This window comes from Leuconostoc inhae (assembly GCF_019656015.1).
Taxonomy (GTDB): Bacteria; Bacillota; Bacilli; order Lactobacillales; family Lactobacillaceae; genus Leuconostoc; species Leuconostoc inhae_A.
In genome coordinates this window covers 1-16,983 of sequence record NZ_BPKW01000001.1, presented here as the reverse complement: position 1 = coordinate 16,983, position 16,983 = coordinate 1, and the positions used below count along the sequence as shown (strand labels likewise).

19 protein-coding genes and 1 tRNA gene are annotated in these 16,983 nt (G+C 36.8%); 11 read left to right on the top strand and 9 right to left on the bottom strand.

From position 1 onward, the window contains the following. Nucleotides 1–241: 241 nt before the first annotated feature. Nucleotides 242–1,315 (top strand): DNA/RNA non-specific endonuclease, encoded by a 1,074-nt coding sequence (locus K5Q14_RS00100; RefSeq protein ID WP_220733790.1) that lies wholly within the window; start codon nt 242–244, stop codon nt 1,313–1,315. A gap of 208 nt (nt 1,316–1,523) precedes the next feature. Here the strand turns inward: K5Q14_RS00100 and K5Q14_RS00095 are convergent, their stop codons facing one another. The 4 genes from K5Q14_RS00095 to K5Q14_RS00080 all read right to left on the bottom strand — a co-directional run bounded on the left by K5Q14_RS00095 (nt 1,524) and on the right by K5Q14_RS00080 (nt 3,152). Continuing rightward, entirely contained in the window at nt 1,524–1,772 is a 249-nt protein-coding gene (locus tag K5Q14_RS00095; protein ID WP_220733788.1) for a hypothetical protein, read from the bottom strand. A gap of 210 nt (nt 1,773–1,982) precedes the next feature. Beyond that, nucleotides 1,983–2,555 (bottom strand): uracil-DNA glycosylase family protein, encoded by a 573-nt coding sequence (locus K5Q14_RS00090; protein ID WP_220733786.1) that lies wholly within the window; start codon nt 2,553–2,555, stop codon nt 1,983–1,985. Between the two features lie 227 nt (nt 2,556–2,782). Further along, a tRNA-Glu gene (locus K5Q14_RS00085) sits at nt 2,783–2,854 on the bottom strand. An 88-nt stretch (nt 2,855–2,942) separates the two neighbouring features. After that, entirely contained in the window at nt 2,943–3,152 is a 210-nt protein-coding gene (locus K5Q14_RS00080; RefSeq protein WP_220733785.1) for a P8 family protein, read from the bottom strand. Nucleotides 3,153–3,301: 149 nt separating this feature from the next. On the opposite strand from K5Q14_RS00080, the gene K5Q14_RS00075 reads away from it, so the two are divergent. Genes K5Q14_RS00075 through K5Q14_RS00055 form a run of 5 tightly spaced genes read left to right on the top strand, consistent with a single transcriptional unit; the run spans nt 3,302 to nt 6,596 of the window. After that, entirely contained in the window at nt 3,302–3,511 is a 210-nt protein-coding gene (locus K5Q14_RS00075; RefSeq protein WP_220733783.1) for a helix-turn-helix transcriptional regulator, read from the top strand. Then, entirely contained in the window at nt 3,504–3,980 is a 477-nt protein-coding gene (locus K5Q14_RS00070) for a hypothetical protein (protein WP_220733780.1), read from the top strand. Before K5Q14_RS00075 ends, K5Q14_RS00070 begins: the two co-directional genes overlap by 8 nt. A 10-nt stretch (nt 3,981–3,990) precedes the next feature. Next, entirely contained in the window at nt 3,991–4,881 is an 891-nt protein-coding gene (locus K5Q14_RS00065) for an ABC transporter ATP-binding protein (protein ID WP_220733778.1), read from the top strand. After that, nucleotides 4,878–6,104, top strand: coding sequence for an ABC transporter permease (locus K5Q14_RS00060; protein WP_220733776.1), 1,227 nt, complete (start codon nt 4,878–4,880; stop codon nt 6,102–6,104). The genes K5Q14_RS00065 and K5Q14_RS00060 overlap by 4 nt, the downstream gene beginning before the upstream one ends. A 24-nt stretch (nt 6,105–6,128) precedes the next feature. Beyond that, a complete protein-coding gene (locus K5Q14_RS00055) occupies nt 6,129–6,596 on the top strand; it encodes a substrate-binding protein (RefSeq protein ID WP_220733774.1) in 468 nt (155 codons plus the stop codon). Between the two features lie 46 nt (nt 6,597–6,642). Here the strand turns inward: K5Q14_RS00055 and K5Q14_RS00050 are convergent, their stop codons facing one another. The 4 genes from K5Q14_RS00050 to K5Q14_RS00035 all read right to left on the bottom strand — a co-directional run bounded on the left by K5Q14_RS00050 (nt 6,643) and on the right by K5Q14_RS00035 (nt 11,869). Beyond that, nucleotides 6,643–7,650 (bottom strand): aldo/keto reductase, encoded by a 1,008-nt coding sequence (locus K5Q14_RS00050; protein ID WP_220733772.1) that lies wholly within the window; start codon nt 7,648–7,650, stop codon nt 6,643–6,645. Nucleotides 7,651–7,721: 71 nt separating this feature from the next. Beyond that, the gene (locus K5Q14_RS00045; RefSeq protein WP_220733771.1) at nt 7,722–8,762 is read right to left on the bottom strand and encodes a galactose-1-epimerase; all 1,041 of its coding nucleotides are present in this window, start codon (nt 8,760–8,762) and stop codon (nt 7,722–7,724) included. Nucleotides 8,763–8,976: 214 nt separating this feature from the next. Continuing rightward, entirely contained in the window at nt 8,977–10,683 is a 1,707-nt protein-coding gene (locus K5Q14_RS00040; protein WP_220733768.1) for an ABC transporter permease/substrate binding protein, read from the bottom strand. Beyond that, nucleotides 10,676–11,869, bottom strand: coding sequence for a quaternary amine ABC transporter ATP-binding protein (locus K5Q14_RS00035; protein ID WP_220733766.1), 1,194 nt, complete (start codon nt 11,867–11,869; stop codon nt 10,676–10,678). Before K5Q14_RS00035 ends, K5Q14_RS00040 begins: the two co-directional genes overlap by 8 nt. Before the next feature lie 201 nt (nt 11,870–12,070). On the opposite strand from K5Q14_RS00035, the gene K5Q14_RS00030 reads away from it, so the two are divergent. After that, nucleotides 12,071–12,691, top strand: a complete 621-nt coding sequence (locus K5Q14_RS00030) for a GntR family transcriptional regulator (RefSeq protein ID WP_220733764.1) — start codon at nt 12,071–12,073, stop codon at nt 12,689–12,691. 116 nt (nt 12,692–12,807) lie between these two features. Here K5Q14_RS00030 and K5Q14_RS00025 read toward each other — a convergent pair whose 3' ends face one another. Next, the gene (locus K5Q14_RS00025; protein WP_220733762.1) at nt 12,808–13,650 is read right to left on the bottom strand and encodes a bifunctional 5,10-methylenetetrahydrofolate dehydrogenase/5,10-methenyltetrahydrofolate cyclohydrolase; all 843 of its coding nucleotides are present in this window, start codon (nt 13,648–13,650) and stop codon (nt 12,808–12,810) included. Nucleotides 13,651–13,722: 72 nt separating this feature from the next. On the opposite strand from K5Q14_RS00025, the gene K5Q14_RS00020 reads away from it, so the two are divergent. From K5Q14_RS00020 to K5Q14_RS00005, 4 genes are all read left to right on the top strand, one after another. Continuing rightward, nucleotides 13,723–14,205, top strand: a complete 483-nt coding sequence (locus K5Q14_RS00020; RefSeq protein ID WP_220733760.1) for a deoxycytidylate deaminase — start codon at nt 13,723–13,725, stop codon at nt 14,203–14,205. 264 nt (nt 14,206–14,469) lie between these two features. Beyond that, nucleotides 14,470–15,438: a thymidylate synthase gene (locus K5Q14_RS00015; RefSeq protein WP_220733758.1), complete on the top strand. Its 969-nt coding sequence runs from the start codon at nt 14,470–14,472 to the stop codon at nt 15,436–15,438. A gap of 30 nt (nt 15,439–15,468) precedes the next feature. After that, nucleotides 15,469–15,966, top strand: a complete 498-nt coding sequence (locus tag K5Q14_RS00010) for a GNAT family N-acetyltransferase (protein WP_220733756.1) — start codon at nt 15,469–15,471, stop codon at nt 15,964–15,966. Nucleotides 15,967–16,579: 613 nt separating this feature from the next. Further along, a partial coding sequence (locus tag K5Q14_RS00005) for a hypothetical protein (RefSeq protein WP_281419666.1) occupies nt 16,580–16,983 on the top strand: 404 nt, incomplete at its 3' end.

Genomic DNA, 16,983 nt, shown 5'->3' with positions numbered 1-16,983 from the left:
AATACTTAATAGGCTTTTTGTATGACTCTCAGCTCATTATTATATATGCTGTGTCAATAAGTTACTGATTCTCACGCAATTTCTAAAAAACGTCATTATCTCTCTTGTTCAATTTGCTAATCTACGGTCTGTTTAATTGCAGCCCACTTTCCTAAAACTCTCAATATCTTTCATTCTAAAAAAGAGTTTTTTCAAATATGTGCTAAACAACCACAATAAAAGACTTGAAAGTGTAAAAAATATGTTCAAACGATTAAAAAAAACGTTGTTATTAGCTATTGTCTCCAGTGCTATCGGTACTGTGGGGACTGGAACAATTGCTGCTGATAAAAGTTACCATGACAATAGCCTTTCAAGTTTTGTCCAAAAGCCACTTGATTTTAACAAATCAAAACAACTCGTTCTCCAAAATAATGACGATCAGCATCGCGCAACTGATGCCCATATTCAATTATCCTACGCTGAAAAGCAAACTGCAAAGCGTGCTCAACGTTTAGAATATAATCCTACCGGTTGGCATAACTATCGCTTCAAATACAAAATAAATAATGGCAAAATTAGTAAAGAATGGTTGTTTAATCGTGGTCATCTTGTAGGTTATCAGTTTAGCGGTTTAAACGATGAAGCAAAGAATTTAGTCCCTGAAACAGCCTATTTAAACACTGGTGCCCTAAAAAGCACAAACGCTTCAAATAAGAAAAGCATGCTTTATTATGAAAACCATCTTGCAAGTTGGTTGAAGAAACATAAAGGTTATCGGCTTGATTACCAAGTCACACCAATGTATCGCAATAATGACCTTTTACCTAGACAAATTCGTTTGGCTTATGTTGGTTATAAAAATAATGGCGAAAAAGTCAAAATTAACCTGCATTCATATCGTGAGGAGAAAGGAAACAATGATGCAACAGTTGTTTATATAAATAACGATAGCCCTAATGCAATTATTGATTATTCAAATGGTACAGCTAGAAATACATTAAACAAGTCAAAGACACTACAAGAAGATAAAAAAGCAGCTGAGAAAGCAAGTTCTGAGGCAGTAATAAAAGCTTCATCTGAAAGTATCACTCGTGAATCAAGCGAATCAGCAGCTGAATCACGTGCAAAAGATGCTGCTAACGTAACTGCACAAGATCAGTCCGTTGTGGCGCCAGATACCACAACGGCTACTACAGATGGCACTGTGAATCGTACAGGTGCTTATAAATGGGCTATTCAAGACGGATTTAATTGGCAAACAAGAAAAGGTCATTCAACGCGCATTGCGTCAGGTGGTTCTCTACCTGCTGGTTACCACTGGCAAGTTCAATAATACAAACTTTCTTTTGGGGTTTCACTTCACTTACTACTTATTTAAGTGCGTTGAAACAAAAAAAGGTTACATACAACATTTTTCCAATGTTGTATGTAACCTTTTTTAACCTTGTGACTTTTATTTTTAAGAACGTATAGCACATTTTATCAATGTCTATGCCTCCTTAATTATCAGCTGTTGGACCTTTTTGTCCAATGTTTTATTTTTAACTGGCTTTACGCAAAAATGCAAAATACTCATAAAGAGCCAAAGCGATAAACATAACAATTCCGATATAAATTGAACTAGATACTGCTATAACAGCAATTACCGTCAATCCAATCGCTGATGTTGTGAATACCAAAGAAAATTTTTGCAAGTTCGTCAACTTGTCAGTGTCACCTTGAAAAGATACTGCAGTCATAATGACACCAATCAATATCATTATTCCAAAGAGAACATGTAATGCAATCATAATGTATTACCTCCAAATTACATTATACGGTAAAAATTTTATAAATGCTCAATTGTTTAATGATTGTTTATATTTTCTTCTTAATTTCGTTTATTTAGTTATCAGTTTAATTCTTACAATCTGCCATAATCAATTTAGCTATCATTTAAAACAATGATTCTATACTGAAATGCCGGACTACTTTCTTGGTACGCCCTCTTTCCCTAAATTTCAATCTGACATTATTTGAGAAATAATTTTCTGCAGGTCTGGGACAACTTCTTGCTCAAACCAAGGATTCCTTTTAAGCCAAATATTGTTTCTAGGTGAAGGATGAACAATTGGGAAGTAATTAGGAAGATATTTTTGATAATCCCTTATGACTGTCGTTATTTTCGCCTGACTATTTAGCTTTAGATAATATTTTTGTGCGTAGGAACCGACTAAGATAATCATCTGTATATCGGGCATCTGTTTTAATAAGCGTGAATGCCATTTGTCCGCGATACCCTTACGTGGTGGTAAATCACCAGACTTAGCTTTTCCAGGATAATAAAAGTCCATGGGAATGACACCAATTTTACCTGAGTTGTAAAAAACATCTTTACTGATACCCATCCACTCCCTCAGCCTATCTCCTGAGGCATCATGCCACATTATGCCTGAATTTTGAACACGTAAACCTGGTGCCTGTCCAATAATAACTATTTTGGCACTAGTTGGCGCATGATAGATTGGCTTGAGTCCTCTACTGGTAAACTTAAAATTTATTTTATCATTTATTATTTCATCAAAGATAGTCACTACTTGGCATCTCCCTTTTTACTTAATAAACTTCTTATTACAACTGACCTGGCCAGATCATTTTATTTATTGTGGCCTATAGTCAAAACTATTGTAGCACTAGCTACGTTATAACATACATTAACATGTATTAATATGTAGTAGGTGACAATCAATAAAAACCAGTCATACCAACGATTACAAACAAAAAAGCTGTTTTATCAGTATTCCTGATAAAACAGCTAAAATAGCGCTAGAGGGAGTCGAACCCTCGATTTCGGCCTGAGAAGCCGACGTCTTAACCACTTGACCATGGCGCCATAACAAGATATAAGTATACAGAAAAAATGCCCTTTCGTCAACAGCCATAATTAAAAATGACTAGCAGTTTTTGCTAGTCATTTTATTTCACTTCAAAACTTTTTCAGCTTCCGCCTTAATTTCCTTGTCACTCATGGTTTTATAAGCCTTTAAGTGTGCCAAGGTTGATGATGTGTTTTTGTTACTTTCATTCATGTAATGATTCCACAGTGCATCACGTAATGGGGTTTTGTCCTCACTCCAATCGAACACTTCGCTCATTGCAAGATCTAACGTTTGATACTTTTCGTCTGCCATTTTATGGCCCCCTTTATCTATATCTTTGTTATAGTTCTTTTCAAACTAAAATGCAAATTTGTTACAAATGTATAGAACGCTTTACATCTAAAAAAATCTTTGCTACAATAAAAATGTAAAGTGTTATATACATTTTTGGAGGCTGATCATTGAAAAATCGTATTCAGGAGCTCAGAAAATCACGACACATGACACAAGCTGAATTAGCTGATCAATTAGAAGTCACACGTCAAACAATCATATCTCTAGAAAAAGGCAAATACAATGCATCGTTACTATTAGCACACCACATTGCAACCCTTTTTCAACTTGAAATTGAGGAGGTATTTATCTTTGAGGAGGACAAAATAGATGTTTAAAAAATTATTTGCCACACCACAAGCTGGTATGAGCGATGAAGAGTATGCCAATTTGATGAGATACCAAGCTAACTTTGGCACTGTAATTTTAACAGTTTTAGCCACCTGTTTGTTTGCTGCCAGTATGCCAATATACTATTTTTATGGTCATAAACTCGGTGCATTTACTACTGGTTTTTACAGTGGTATGTTAGTAGGCGCTCTGTCCACTAAATTAATGAGTATCATTTACTTATCTAACCCACAAGAATTACATCGCAGAAAAATAAAAGATACTGATGAACGTGTGCAACAAGTTCGTCAACGTGCTGATGCACTAACTTTGAAAATATTACTTGTTATGGCTTACTTAGCATTTATTTTAGGACTAAGTTATTTTACACAATATTTTTGGTATTTTGCTGCACCGCTTATTCTAATTCTCATACTACAGCCTAGTCTTCGTTGGTTATTGACTAAACTACTATAAGGAGTAACACATGATTCAACTCACAAATCTGAACAAGCAATTCGGTGATAAAGTTGCCGTTAAAAACATGAACATGGCACTAGAACCCGGAAAAGTGATGGGTTTAATTGGTCAAAATGGTGCTGGTAAAACAACCACTTTTCGAATGATTTTAAACTTCATCGCACCAACATCAGGTGATATTACATGGAATGGTCACCCTATTACACAAACTGATAAGCAAAAAATCGGTTTTCTACCTGAAGAGCGCGGTTTATATCAAAAATTGACCATTGAAGAACAAATTTTATATTTTTCTGAACTACATGGCATGACACGATCAGATACTAAAATTGCACTAGCTGACTGGTTAAAACGTCTTGATGTTGTTGGTAAAGCAACAGACAAAGTGCAATCACTGTCTAAAGGTAATGCACAAAAAGTGCAAATGATTGCGGCACTCATCTTCAATCCTGAATTTATTATTTTAGATGAACCTTTTTCAGGGCTTGACCCAGTGAACACAAGTATCATGATGAACGAAATTGTTCGCCTGCGTGATAATGGTGCCATGATTATTTTCTCAAGTCACGACATGAACAATGTCACTAAAATTTCTGACAACCTCACGATGTTGAAGCAAGGTGAAATTGTTTTGCAGGGTGGCGTACAAGAAATCCGTGAACAATTTGGCCGCACCAAAGTATACGTTGAGGGACCCTTTTCAAAAGCCGAACTCGCTAATATTGCTGGCGTTACGCAGATTAATCAGCAAGGTGCTGGTTTTGATATCACGATTAGTGACGAAGCGACCGGTCATCAAATATTTGATTTTGTGACACGCAATGGTTATATTCCAGCATTTTCACAGCAGCCACCCACACTAGATGATATTTTCCGCCAGGAGGTCGCCCTATCATGAATAAAGGACTCACTATTGTTATTAAACAAACTTTCCGAAGCCATTTTAAAACACGTGGTTACTGGCTGTTGGTTTTATCGCCGATTATATTTGCTGTAGTCATTGGTGGCATTATTTTTGGTGTCACTCAAATGCAAGGTAATACGACACCAACAGTTGCAGTTATTGGTAATTCACAAGTACGGCAAGTATTTATTCGCGATGAAAAAACATTAGATATTAAAGTGTCAAAAATTACAGATAGTCAAAAAGCAAATCGATCATTAGCCGCACAAGACTTAGACGGTATTTTAACACTTCAGGATGATAACGCGACATTAACAACCCAACCCAAAAGTAACACGATTAATAAAGAAGCATTTGTAAGTGTTTTGGGCAATATATCACGTAGTCAAAAAGCAACAAACTATGGTTTAACAGCTGCACAAACACAAGATTTAATCCAACCTTTTAATTTAAAATCAGTTGTTAAACAACCTGATAATAAATCTACAAATGGTGAAAATTCAGACATGGCTAATTACGGTATTGCTGTCGCAATTGGTATTATTACAACAATGATTGTCATGTGGTACGCGTCAATGATTGCCACAGAAATAGCCAATGAAAAGTCATCACGTATCATGGAAACGCTTTTAGCAGCAACGTCTGCTAGCATTCAATATTTTGGTAAGATGATCGGTATTTTTGCTCTTGCTGTCACCCATTTACTCATCTATATTATTGCTGGTGCAATTGGCTACGTGATATTGCAAAACAACCCGATGCTTGATGGGATCAAACAAACGTTTTCAGGTGTCACAATTGGATTTTCAATATACGCTGTAGCGTTCATTCTGATTTCAGTTGCACTTTACCTAATACTCACGGCAATGATTGCATCGCTCATTAATGACAATGCACAAGTACAACAGGCCATACAACCCATTACATTTTTAGCCATGATTGGCTATATGTTTAGTTTCATCATGACAAATATGCCTAATAATCTGGCCATTAAAATATTGAGTTATGTCCCTTTCATCTCGCAGAGCATGATGCCTGTACGTTTGGTTACCAAGGTTGAAACTTGGCCCGCAGCAATTTTATCACTCATTATTTCTTTTGTTGCTATGATTGTACTGGCTTGGTTTGGAAAAAATATTTACGCTAAAAACGTATTATCTTATAGTGATGATAAAATTATGTCTCAACTCATTAAAAATATTAAAAACAGAAACTAATATTAAGTTAGGAGCCACAAATAGATGAATGGCACCCCATTCTTTTTAACCAATAGCAAGTGGTACAAATACGAAGAACGCCAAACCGCTGATGGTGTATTGTTTCAGCGATTTGAATTAACTAACAAAGCAACACCTCAAGCAATACAGAGTTTTAAGGCTACAATGATAGCCATTGGACCTGACTCGGCAATCGATCCCGAAAATTTAAATCGTTTCCAACAGGCACTTGGATATGCTGCACGACAACATTTACTCTACGAAGAACATGGATTAGATAGTGTCGCACTGACAGAGGAATTGCATTTTATAAGTTACGCTATTCGATCCTATCAATTGTTGACTGATGAGTTAAGCGCTCCAAATACGCTCATTTTCAAGAAACGTATCGCAACACTTTATCGTCAATTTCTTAAAATCCATGCCTCGCGCATAGACGATAGCGCCCTTAATACATGGATTATCGCACAGGATGACAACATAAAACTTTAAAAAATCACTAAAACTAACCGTTTTAGTGATTTTTTTAGAAAACAGATCATTTATTATTTTTTTCGTGTACATGTAAAATGTCAGTAATTGCCCTTTCTTCTGTATCACTAAAGGTAAGTTGATTAAGCGCTTTAACATTATCTACCAATTGTTCTGGTCGACTAGCACCTACTAACACACTTGCAATTTCTGGTTGGCGCAAATCCCATGCTAACGCCATTTCGGCTAGTGTTTGCCCACGTTTTTTAGCAACTTCATTGAGTTTTTTAACAGTCAGCAGTGTTTTTTCAACTTGATCTGGTTGTAAAAAACGACTGGTTGTTTTAGCTGCTCTAGAATCTGCAGGAATACCATTAAGATATCGATTAGTTAATAATCCTTGTGCCAAAGGACTGTAAACAACCGCCGATTTGCCCAATTCGTTTAAAACCGGCAAAAGATCACTTTCGATATGGCGGTCAAACATGCTATATCTTGGTTGATGAATAATAAATGGTGTCCTTAAGTCCTTGAATATTTTAGCAATTGCTGCTGTTTGTGCCCCACTATAATTAGAAATACCAACATATAAAGCTTTGCCATCACGGACTAACTGATCTAACGCCAATGCCGTTTCTTCAAGCGGTGTATCTGGATCCGGTCGATGAGAATAAAAAATATCGACATAATCTAATCCTAGTCGTGTCAAACTTTGGTCGGCACTGGCAATAATACTTTTACGTGATCCCCATTCACCATAAGGGCCATCCCACATATCATAACCTGCTTTACTAGTAATAATCATTTCATCACGATAAGGCTTCATATCAGTAGCCATCATATGCCCAAAGTTTGTCTCAGCACTGCCAGGCGTTGGGCCATAGTTATTTGCTAAATCAAAATAAGTCATCCCAAGATCAAATGCTTGATGTACAATCGCTTTTTGATTTTCGTAGGCGTCAACACTACCAAAATTATGCCAAAATCCTAAACCTAAAGCAGAAATTTTAAGACCACTTTTACCAACACGATTATAGACCATCTGGTCATAACGCTTATTATTTGCTTGATACATCTTATCTCCTCATAAAATTATGTCTTATTTATTCACACAACCAGCATTGTTTTTAATCACTGTTAATCACATCAAAATTGAATTTCAAAGCTTGTTGTTGCATGATATATATCATTTTCAGATAACTGAATATTACCAAATGATTCATACTTTTCAGCACCTGGAGCAACCTGTGTTTCAAGTGTGATGCCCCCATGATTCACCAGCTGCTCTTTACGCATAGGGACATGATAATCATCTCCAAAGTTAGCTGTAAAAACCACCACTGCTGGCGCAGTGGTTTGCATATTAATAGCCACTTTTTGATCGGGTGATATCAAGCGTACTTGTGTTTCACTATCATCAGATACTTGATTCAACAAAAACGGATGATCTAGACCGCCACCAACTAACAAACTCTGTGGATCCGAAGACACGATTGCTTTGTTAACCTTTTTAGCTGTTCTAAAGTCAAAAGTTGTCTGTAAAACATCACGAGCTTCTCCTATTGTTATATTTTGGTCATTAAGTGGTGCAAAATGATCAGCATTAATTGATAACAAATGATCACCAACAGATTTATTTGGATGGCCTGTTAAATTGAAATATACATGATTTGTTGGATTAAACACTGTCAATGCATCAGTTTGCGCTTCATAATCAACACGCCAAACATTGTTATTATCCAAAGTATAGGTGACTTTAACATTTAAATTTCCCGGAAAACCATTATTTTGATCCGGACTAATAAGCGTAAATACTGTCGTTAGCATGTCGTCACTTTTATTTGTTTCGCTTTCCCAGTACTGCATTTCAAAACTATTGGGTCCACCGTGCAATGTGTTATTATTTTCATTTTTTACGACTTGATGCCTTTTGTGTCCCAATATAAATTCACCATTTGCGATACGACCCGCAACTCTACCAATTGTTGCGCCAATATAATGATCTTTAGCAATATATTCTTCAGCAGAGTCAAAACCAAGTATGAGTTCCCTTTGCATGTCATCTATTGGTGCAGTTAAATGTACAATACGTGCACCAAAATCTGTTACCGCTAACTGTACACCATTATCATTCACCATCGTAAAAAGCTTAGCTTGATTACCAAATTGACTTTCAATAATATTCATATTAACATCTCCTATTACATATCTACGTATCACGTGAAGTTAAATCAACTAGAATAATCCATCGTTTACACTAAAACATACACACACTTTAACATTAATTCATCAAATTGTAAACGCTTACTTAATTTTAAACCTTTTTTCCCAATCAACTCAAAAAACACCAAGTGGCTTATAAATAAACCATTTGGTGTTTTAATTATTGTTGATTTAACGCTTACTTATACCAACTATCAGCAAGTTTTTGATTTGATTTCAACCATTTATCTGCTGCTTGTTTTGGTGTCTTACCATTTTGTATGTCAAGCATGACGCTTTCCATATCATCTTTAGTCCAGTTAAACTTATCCATCACTTTTTCAAATTTAGGATTATCTTTCTTTAAATTCTTACGTGTAATGGTATTAATAGTTTCACCTTTACCCATTGTTCCTTTTGGATCTTCTAAATACTTTAACTTATACTTACTAAACATCCAATGTGGTGACCATCCAGTTACCACAATATCTTGTTTTGCTTTATAAGCTTTATCAAGTGCAGTTGTCATAGCACCAGAAGAGGCACTTAGCAGATTCCATCCTTGAAGATTTGAATAGCTGTCGACTGTTTTTTGCGCAGTAATCATTTCTCCAGCGCCTGGTTCAATGCCAGTAATTGTTTTATTTGCTTCATTGCTCAAATCAGCAATTGAATTAACCTTCATATAATCTGGCACAACAAACCCAGTTTTAGCACCATGTAAGTTTGGCCCAAGTAACGATATATCATTTTTATATCGATCATATAACGCTTTATGTGTAAATGGTAACCAAGCACTAACTGAGGCATCTACTTGACCATTAGCTATTGATTGCCACAACACAGCATTATCCAATGGTGTCATTGTGACATCGTAACCATGTTGTCGCAGCGACTCAGCCAACACGTTTGTTGAAGCCACTTCGGAATCCCAAGAGACATAACCTAAATTGACTTTTTGACCAGATGATTTCTGTGACGTTGCCGCATTAACAACACCACCACCAATCATAATGAGTGCTGTGGCCAAAATTGCCCAACGTCGCCAAGGACGTGTTGCTACTTTTTGTCCTGGTTTCGTATTTAACTTTTGCGTGAATCGATCAATAATGATAGCTAAGATAACTAATCCAAGGCCATTAACGAAACCTGAACCCACGTCTGCCCGTTGTACCGCAGATAATACACCACGGCCAAGGCCAGGTGCACCAATCATTGATGCCGTTACAACCATTGATAAGGCTAACATAATTGTCTGGTTCGCACCAGCCAATATCGTATTTCGCGCGTTTGGTAATTCAAGCTTAATTAACTTTTGCCAAGTTGTTGATCCAAAAGAATCAGCAGCTTCAACCAATGCCACAGGTACTTGACGAATACCTAAATCAGTCATTCTTACCATTGGTGGCAACGCAAATATAATTGAAGCGAATACACCAGGTACCACCCCTATTCCAAAGAAGGCAACAGCAGGTATCAAATAAACAAAGCCAGGCATTGTCTGCATGAAGTCCAAAATTGGTTTAACAATTGCGGCAGTTTTTGGTGACTTAGCGGTAATAATTCCTAAGGGAATACCAATCACAAGTGAAATAACAGACGCCATAATAACTAATGTTACTGTGCTCATTAAATCTGACCACAAGTTTTGGTTGGCAATTAATGCTAAACCAGCTAAAGTAAATAAGGGAAACCCATATTTTTTTGGCGTTGTTAAAATAGCAATAATTGTTAACCCAGCAATCATTAATGGCATTGGTATAGCTGTCAACCCATTTGTTAGGGCATCCATAATACTTTGTCCGCCTCTTTGCATGAGTCCAAATAATCCAGAAAGATTTGTCGTTAACCAATTAACAGCATCACTTATCCAGCTTTCTAATGGTACTTTAGGTATATTAGGCATCGGTTTCATCTCCTTCCGTATCGGCTAGTGCTTCCAAAACAGAACCTCGAATAATGACACCTCTTGCATGTTTATTGCCGTCAACAACTGCTACCGGCGTTTGTGCATCATAAATAATTGGCATAATATCAGCAACTAGTGTGTCTAAATCAACTGTTGGCATTTGCATAACAGCTTGTGACAATGGTGTTTGATTACGGCGTGCCTTTGCCGCTTCATCTGACGATAAGTAACCGAGCATTTCTCGTTTACGATTCACGGCAACCAAGCCTGATACTTCTTCGTCTGCCATCTTTCGCAAAGCAACTGTTGGGCCATCCACATCAATATTGGTCGTTAAGGCCGGAATCATAATACTTTCTGCAGTCAAAACTTTCGACCGATCAACACCACCAATAAATGATTTCACATACTCATTAGCAGGATTCGTTAAAATTTCTTCTCCTGTACCAATTTGTTGTAATTCACCATCTTTCATAATGGCAATATGATCGCCAATATGCAAAGCTTCATTTAAATCATGGGTAATAAAAATGATTGTTTTTTGAACATTTGCTTGTAATTCTAGTAATTCACCCTGCATTTCACCACGAACTAATGGATCAAGAGCCGAAAAAGCTTCATCCATTAATAAAATATCTGGATCATTTGTTAACGCACGCGCAAGTCCAACGCGTTGTTGCATACCACCTGACAATTGACTAGGATATTGATCTTTATAACTTAGCAATTTAGCATTGTCCAAAGCATGTTCGGCACGTTTACGCCGTTCTTCTTTATTAACCCCTTGTATTTCTAAACCATATTCAGTGTTTTCTAGTAATGTACGGTGTGGAAAAAGACCAAAGTTTTGAAATACCATGCTCATTTTTTGACGTCGTATGTCTAACATCTGCTTTTTATTAAATTTAGTGATTTCTTCACCATCAATGAACAGTTGTCCTTGCGTTGGTTCAATCAATCGATTTAACAATCTGACTAATGTCGATTTCCCTGAACCAGACAGCCCCATAATAACGAATATTTCACCTTCGTCAATACTCATATTAATGTCATATACACCAACTGTGCTGCCTGTTTTTTCAACAATTTCGTTTTTACTTTTATGTTGTTTCATCATCTTCAGCGCCGCTTTGGGCCGCTTTCCGAATATTTTTGTGAGATGCTTAATCTCTACTTTAGCCATGAGGCCCTCCATTCGTTAAAAATAAATTAATCGCTTTATTTTTTAAAAGCTTTAATTTATTTTCATTGACTACGCTCACTATTTATCTTATACTTCATAGTGACAACTTATTATGGAAAAAGAATTGTCACTAAGTGATGTCTTCTATTTTGTCACAAGTTGTCACTTTTGTCAAACTAACACCTGCCTTTGGAGAATACCATGCAAACAATCAGAGAACCAAGATACCGCAAAATAGCGTATCAAATCGCGCAAAAAATTGCCGACAATGAATACACTGTTGGTAGCAAACTACATGCTAGATCAACGTTATCCGTCGCTTTTGGTGTGTCATCTGAAACAGCACGTAAAGCTGTCAGTATCTTGGCAGACCTTCAAATTGTTAAGCTGATACATGGCAGTGGTGTTGAAGTCCTGTCACGCGAAAAAGCCAAAGAATTTTTAAATCAAGCACAAACAACATCCGACATTCAGACAATTCACAAACAAATAAACGCGCTTATTACTAATCAAAAACAAGACATAAAATCAATGGAAAATGCGCTTACATTGCTACTCGAACAAAGTCAACGTGTGCAACGGCATAGCCCACTGAGCCCATACGAATTAGTATTAAGTGATGACAGTCCAAAATTTGGGGAATCCATTGGGACACTAACGTTATGGCAAAGTACTGGAACAACGATTGTCGCTTTATTACATGACGATGAGCTGGTCGTCTCTCCTGGTTCTTATGCTGTTATTGAACGTGGCGATACTTTGTATTTTGTCGGAAACGAAACCGCTGTTCAAGCCGTTCAAAACTTTTTTTACCATCAATAATTGCCTAAAAGTGCTGTTAGTTACATCATGATATTTATTTTTGTTAATATAATATAGTAGAAATCAATACAAAAAACGATTGGAAATTTAATTTTCCAATCGTTTTGTCAATTTTATTAATATTTTTCTGCTAATGTAACGGTATTTTCTAATAACGTTGCAATGGTCATTGGGCCAACACCACCCGGTACTGGCGTGATATAACTTGCAACGCCTTGTGCTGATTCAAAGTCAACATCACCAACTGCTTTTCCGTCCACATAATTCATACCAACATCGACAACAACAGCCCCAGGTTTCAAATCTGCTCCTGATATAAAGTTTGGTATACCAACACCAACGACAACAATATCAGCTGCTTTCAATTGCGTTTTCAACATGGCTTCAGGTGTATAACGATGTGCCAATGTGACTGTCGCATCGGCGTTCGTTAATAACGCAAACATTGGTCGACCAAACAACTGAGAACGCCCAATAACAACAGCACTTTTACGAGCTATTTCAATATTATAATGATGTAACAGCGTCATCACACCTTGTGGCGTTGCAGCAACAGTATAATCTTCTAGTGCGTCACCAAACAACATACCCTGCACTGTGGCACCCAAGCCATCAGCATCCTTATGTGGTGCGACAGCAGAAAAAATTTCACGTTCTTTCACGCCTTTAGCCAAAGGACTTTGAACCAAAATACCAGTAACCTGGTCATCAGCATTAAGTTTTTCAACTAACTGAATCACACTTGCCGTTGTGGCATTTGCATCAGTTGGAATATCTAATGTTTTGATTCCCAATGCTGCTGCTTTTTTAGATTTCATACCAACATATAAACGGCTGCCATCATTTTTGGGATCATAAATAACAGCAAGTGTTACCGGTTTATTCAAAATTGAAACCCGTTCAGCAGTTTTTGCATTTGTAATTTTGGCTACTGCTGCACCATCGAGTATTTCAGTCATTAAAAAGCTCCTTCGCTTGGTTGTTGTTTTATGTTATATTCTTCTTAACAAAATAAATTTATTGGAGTTCACATGTCACATAATCGTATCAGCTGGGATCAATATTTTATCGCACAAGCTGCTATCTTGTCTACCCGTTCAACTTGCACCCGTTTACACGTCGGTGCAGTCCTTGTTCAAAATAACCGTATCATTTCTAGTGGTTATAATGGCTCTGTATCTGGTACCCCGCACTGTACAGATGTCGGTGACTTAATCGTTGATGGTCACTGCATTCGCGCCGTCCATGCAGAACAAAATGCTTTGATGCAGGCAGCACAAATGGGCATCAGTGTTGCTGGGGCAGAAGTATACGTTACCGATGTGCCCTGCATTCATTGCACAAAATTATTATTGCAAGCAGGTATACAAAAAATAAACTTTATGCGTGATTATCATAATGATCCTTTTGCTGAAGAACTATTGGCACAAAAACACGTTATATTACAGCAAGTCCCATTCTCAGAACAAACTGCGTCACAAATTGATTTACATCAGTTTGTTTCCTATGAATGATCTGATAAAAAGTTAGCTGTTTTTATGTTATTAACGAACTATTTTTATTTTATCATAGTTTATTAGTTTAGAAAACGAATATCACGCTTTTTTATATTTTAATAACAGTCAGACTCCTTTTATATCACTTATATGAAAAATCCATACACAGCTTGCATTGTACAACACCTTTAAAACTTGATTATTAAGCTAATTTTCGTTAATATTTAAGTAAGGAAATCCTGAAAGGAAATGCGTAAGTTTAACATTTGCGCGCTAATAACTATGTCAAAAAATGAACAACAATATCTTGATCTTGCACAAAAAGTCCTCGATGAAGGCGCTTTAAAGGGTGATCGTACTGGAACCGGCACACATTCTTTGTTCGGTACCCAGATGCGTTTTGATCTTCAGGAAGGCTTCCCATTACTCACAACTAAAAAAGTTTACTTTGGCCTCATTAAGTCCGAATTACTTTGGTTCCTACGCGGGGACAACAACATTCGCTTCTTACTGCAACATAATAACCACATCTGGGACGAATGGGCGTTTAAAAACTGGATCGAGTCTGATCAATATACAGGGCCTGATATGACGAACTTTGGTCATCGTGCCATAGAAGACGCTGAATTTGCTGCTAGTTATAAAATTCAAAAAGATATTTTTGTCGACAAAATACTAACTGATGATGATTTCATGGAAACATTTGGCTATGTCGGTGATGTTTATGGTAAATTATGGCGTAGTTGGGAAACAGCATCTCTCAACGCCGATGACGGCACCATTGATCAAGTGAGTCGCTTGATTGAGCAAATTAAAACAACACCTGATTCAAGACGCCTGATTTTAACAGCTTGGAACGCCGAAACAACACCCCAAGCGCCATTACCTTCTTGCCATGTTCTAAGTCAATTTTACGTAGCCAATGGCAAACTGAGTGTCCAATTATATCAACGTTCTGGTGACTTTTTCCTCGGTGTGCCCTTTAATATTGCTTCTTATTCATTGTTGCTTCATATGGTGGCTGCTCAAACTGGCTATGAAGTTGGTGATTTTGTCCACACTATTGGTGACACACATATTTATAATAACCACGTTGATCAGATGACTGAACAACTTTCACGTCCAATGCATCACTTACCAAAACTTTGGTTGAATCCTGAAGTTAAGTCATTATTTGATTACACGATGGCCGATATTAAAGTGTTAGATTACGAAAGCGAACCAGCAATTAAAGCACCCGTTGCCGTTTAATATCTAAAACGCACAACTGAAAGCATAAAAATGAAAATTAGACCACTGGAAAAGAAAGACTTACCTTATATTTATCAGCAAGAAAATTCACGTAAAGTGATGGCTTTGTGGTTTCAAGAAGCTTACACATCCTTTGACGAGTTAGAACTGCTTTATGATCGTCACGTACTTGACCAAACGGAACGTCGTTTTGTTGTTGAAGATGACAAACAATTTATCGGCGTGGTCGAACTAATGTATATTGATGGTCTTCATCGACATACCGAAATTCAAATTATTATTCATCCAGATCATCAAGGCAATGGCTACGCACAAATGGCAATTAAAGCAGGCGTCGAATATGCTTTCAAAGTTCTCAACATGCACAAAGTTTATCTCTACGTGGATGTCGATAATAATGCCGCTATTCATATCTATAAAAAGGTCGGCTTTATTGAAGAAGGTATCCTTCGTGGTCACTTCTTTGCCGAAGGCAAATATCATGATAGTATGATGATGGGGATGCTTGCAACGGAATTTGTGAGTTAAACTACGCTCTAACAATTGTAGTTATAGCATAATATTGTAAATTACGAAGTCATCTAAAAACAAAGTAAAGGCCCTCAAAAAATTTTTGAGGGCCTTTGTCTTATATAAATTAATAACAATACTACCGAAATCAGCTCCTAGACATTGCCTCTAAAAGAACTGGTAATTGGATTAAATAATCAAAAGAGCTCAAAAAATAACGTCATGCAATATTCCTAGTCATTTTGCATAGCTGCTAAATGACAGAAAAATCTACAACAACCAAATCATATTAAGTATTGAAACATTTTGACGATTAAAACAAGAAAATTAAATTGCAAATGGATAATGATATCAGTATTAATTAACTTTTAAACAACACACACATTCTATATAAAAAACCCAATGGTATCTTAGACAGAACTTTTGTCTAACCATTGGGTTTTTCAAATCATCAAGAAGTTTTTCTAAAAAAACAACTTTTTATTTATTTTGTTTACGCTTTTTTGCAACTATAGTTGCCAACAATGTTAATAATACCATCATCACTTCTGCTTGATTTTGAGTATTGGCAATACTTGCATCAGTGTTAGGTAATTTACCAGAATCATTCTTTGATGTTGCTGTAGTCTGATTGTTTGTTGAAGCGTTTGTCTCATCTAAGTTACTTGTGCTTGTTGAAGCACTACCTGAATCACTAGCACTCGTTGATGTGCTGTATGATCCTGATGTGCTTGCACTATCTGAGTTACTTGTGCTTGTTGAGGCACTTGCACTATCACTTACACTTGTGCTTGTTGAACCACTACCTGAATCACTGGCACTCGTTGATGTGCTATATGATCCTGATATGCTTGCACTATCTGAATTGCTTGTGCTTGTTGAGGCGCTGTATGATCCGGATGTGCTTGCACTATCTGAATTGCTTGTGCTTGTTGAGGCGCTGTTTGCCGAATCACTGGCACTCGTTGATGTGCTGTATGATCCTGATGTGCTTGCACTATCTGAATTACTTGTGCTTGTTGATGTACTTGCACT

Coding starts and splice junctions, on each gene's coding strand:
- K5Q14_RS00020 (WP_220733760.1), top strand. CDS start 13,723: ATGTCACATAATCGTATCAGCTGGGATCAATATTTTATCGCACAAGCT.
- K5Q14_RS00055 (WP_220733774.1), top strand. CDS start 6,129: ATGAATGGCACCCCATTCTTTTTAACCAATAGCAAGTGGTACAAATAC.
- K5Q14_RS00045 (WP_220733771.1), bottom strand. CDS start 8,762: ATGAATATTATTGAAAGTCAATTTGGTAATCAAGCTAAGCTTTTTACG.
- K5Q14_RS00100 (WP_220733790.1), top strand. CDS start 242: ATGTTCAAACGATTAAAAAAAACGTTGTTATTAGCTATTGTCTCCAGT.
- K5Q14_RS00060 (WP_220733776.1), top strand. CDS start 4,878: ATGAATAAAGGACTCACTATTGTTATTAAACAAACTTTCCGAAGCCAT.
- K5Q14_RS00025 (WP_220733762.1), bottom strand. CDS start 13,650: ATGACTGAAATACTCGATGGTGCAGCAGTAGCCAAAATTACAAATGCA.
- K5Q14_RS00095 (WP_220733788.1), bottom strand. CDS start 1,772: ATGATTGCATTACATGTTCTCTTTGGAATAATGATATTGATTGGTGTC.
- K5Q14_RS00035 (WP_220733766.1), bottom strand. CDS start 11,869: ATGGCTAAAGTAGAGATTAAGCATCTCACAAAAATATTCGGAAAGCGG.
- K5Q14_RS00065 (WP_220733778.1), top strand. CDS start 3,991: ATGATTCAACTCACAAATCTGAACAAGCAATTCGGTGATAAAGTTGCC.
- K5Q14_RS00050 (WP_220733772.1), bottom strand. CDS start 7,650: ATGTATCAAGCAAATAATAAGCGTTATGACCAGATGGTCTATAATCGT.
- K5Q14_RS00030 (WP_220733764.1), top strand. CDS start 12,071: ATGCAAACAATCAGAGAACCAAGATACCGCAAAATAGCGTATCAAATC.
- K5Q14_RS00040 (WP_220733768.1), bottom strand. CDS start 10,683: ATGCCTAATATACCTAAAGTACCATTAGAAAGCTGGATAAGTGATGCT.
- K5Q14_RS00010 (WP_220733756.1), top strand. CDS start 15,469: ATGAAAATTAGACCACTGGAAAAGAAAGACTTACCTTATATTTATCAG.
- K5Q14_RS00015 (WP_220733758.1), top strand. CDS start 14,470: ATGTCAAAAAATGAACAACAATATCTTGATCTTGCACAAAAAGTCCTC.
- K5Q14_RS00080 (WP_220733785.1), bottom strand. CDS start 3,152: ATGGCAGACGAAAAGTATCAAACGTTAGATCTTGCAATGAGCGAAGTG.
- K5Q14_RS00070 (WP_220733780.1), top strand. CDS start 3,504: ATGTTTAAAAAATTATTTGCCACACCACAAGCTGGTATGAGCGATGAA.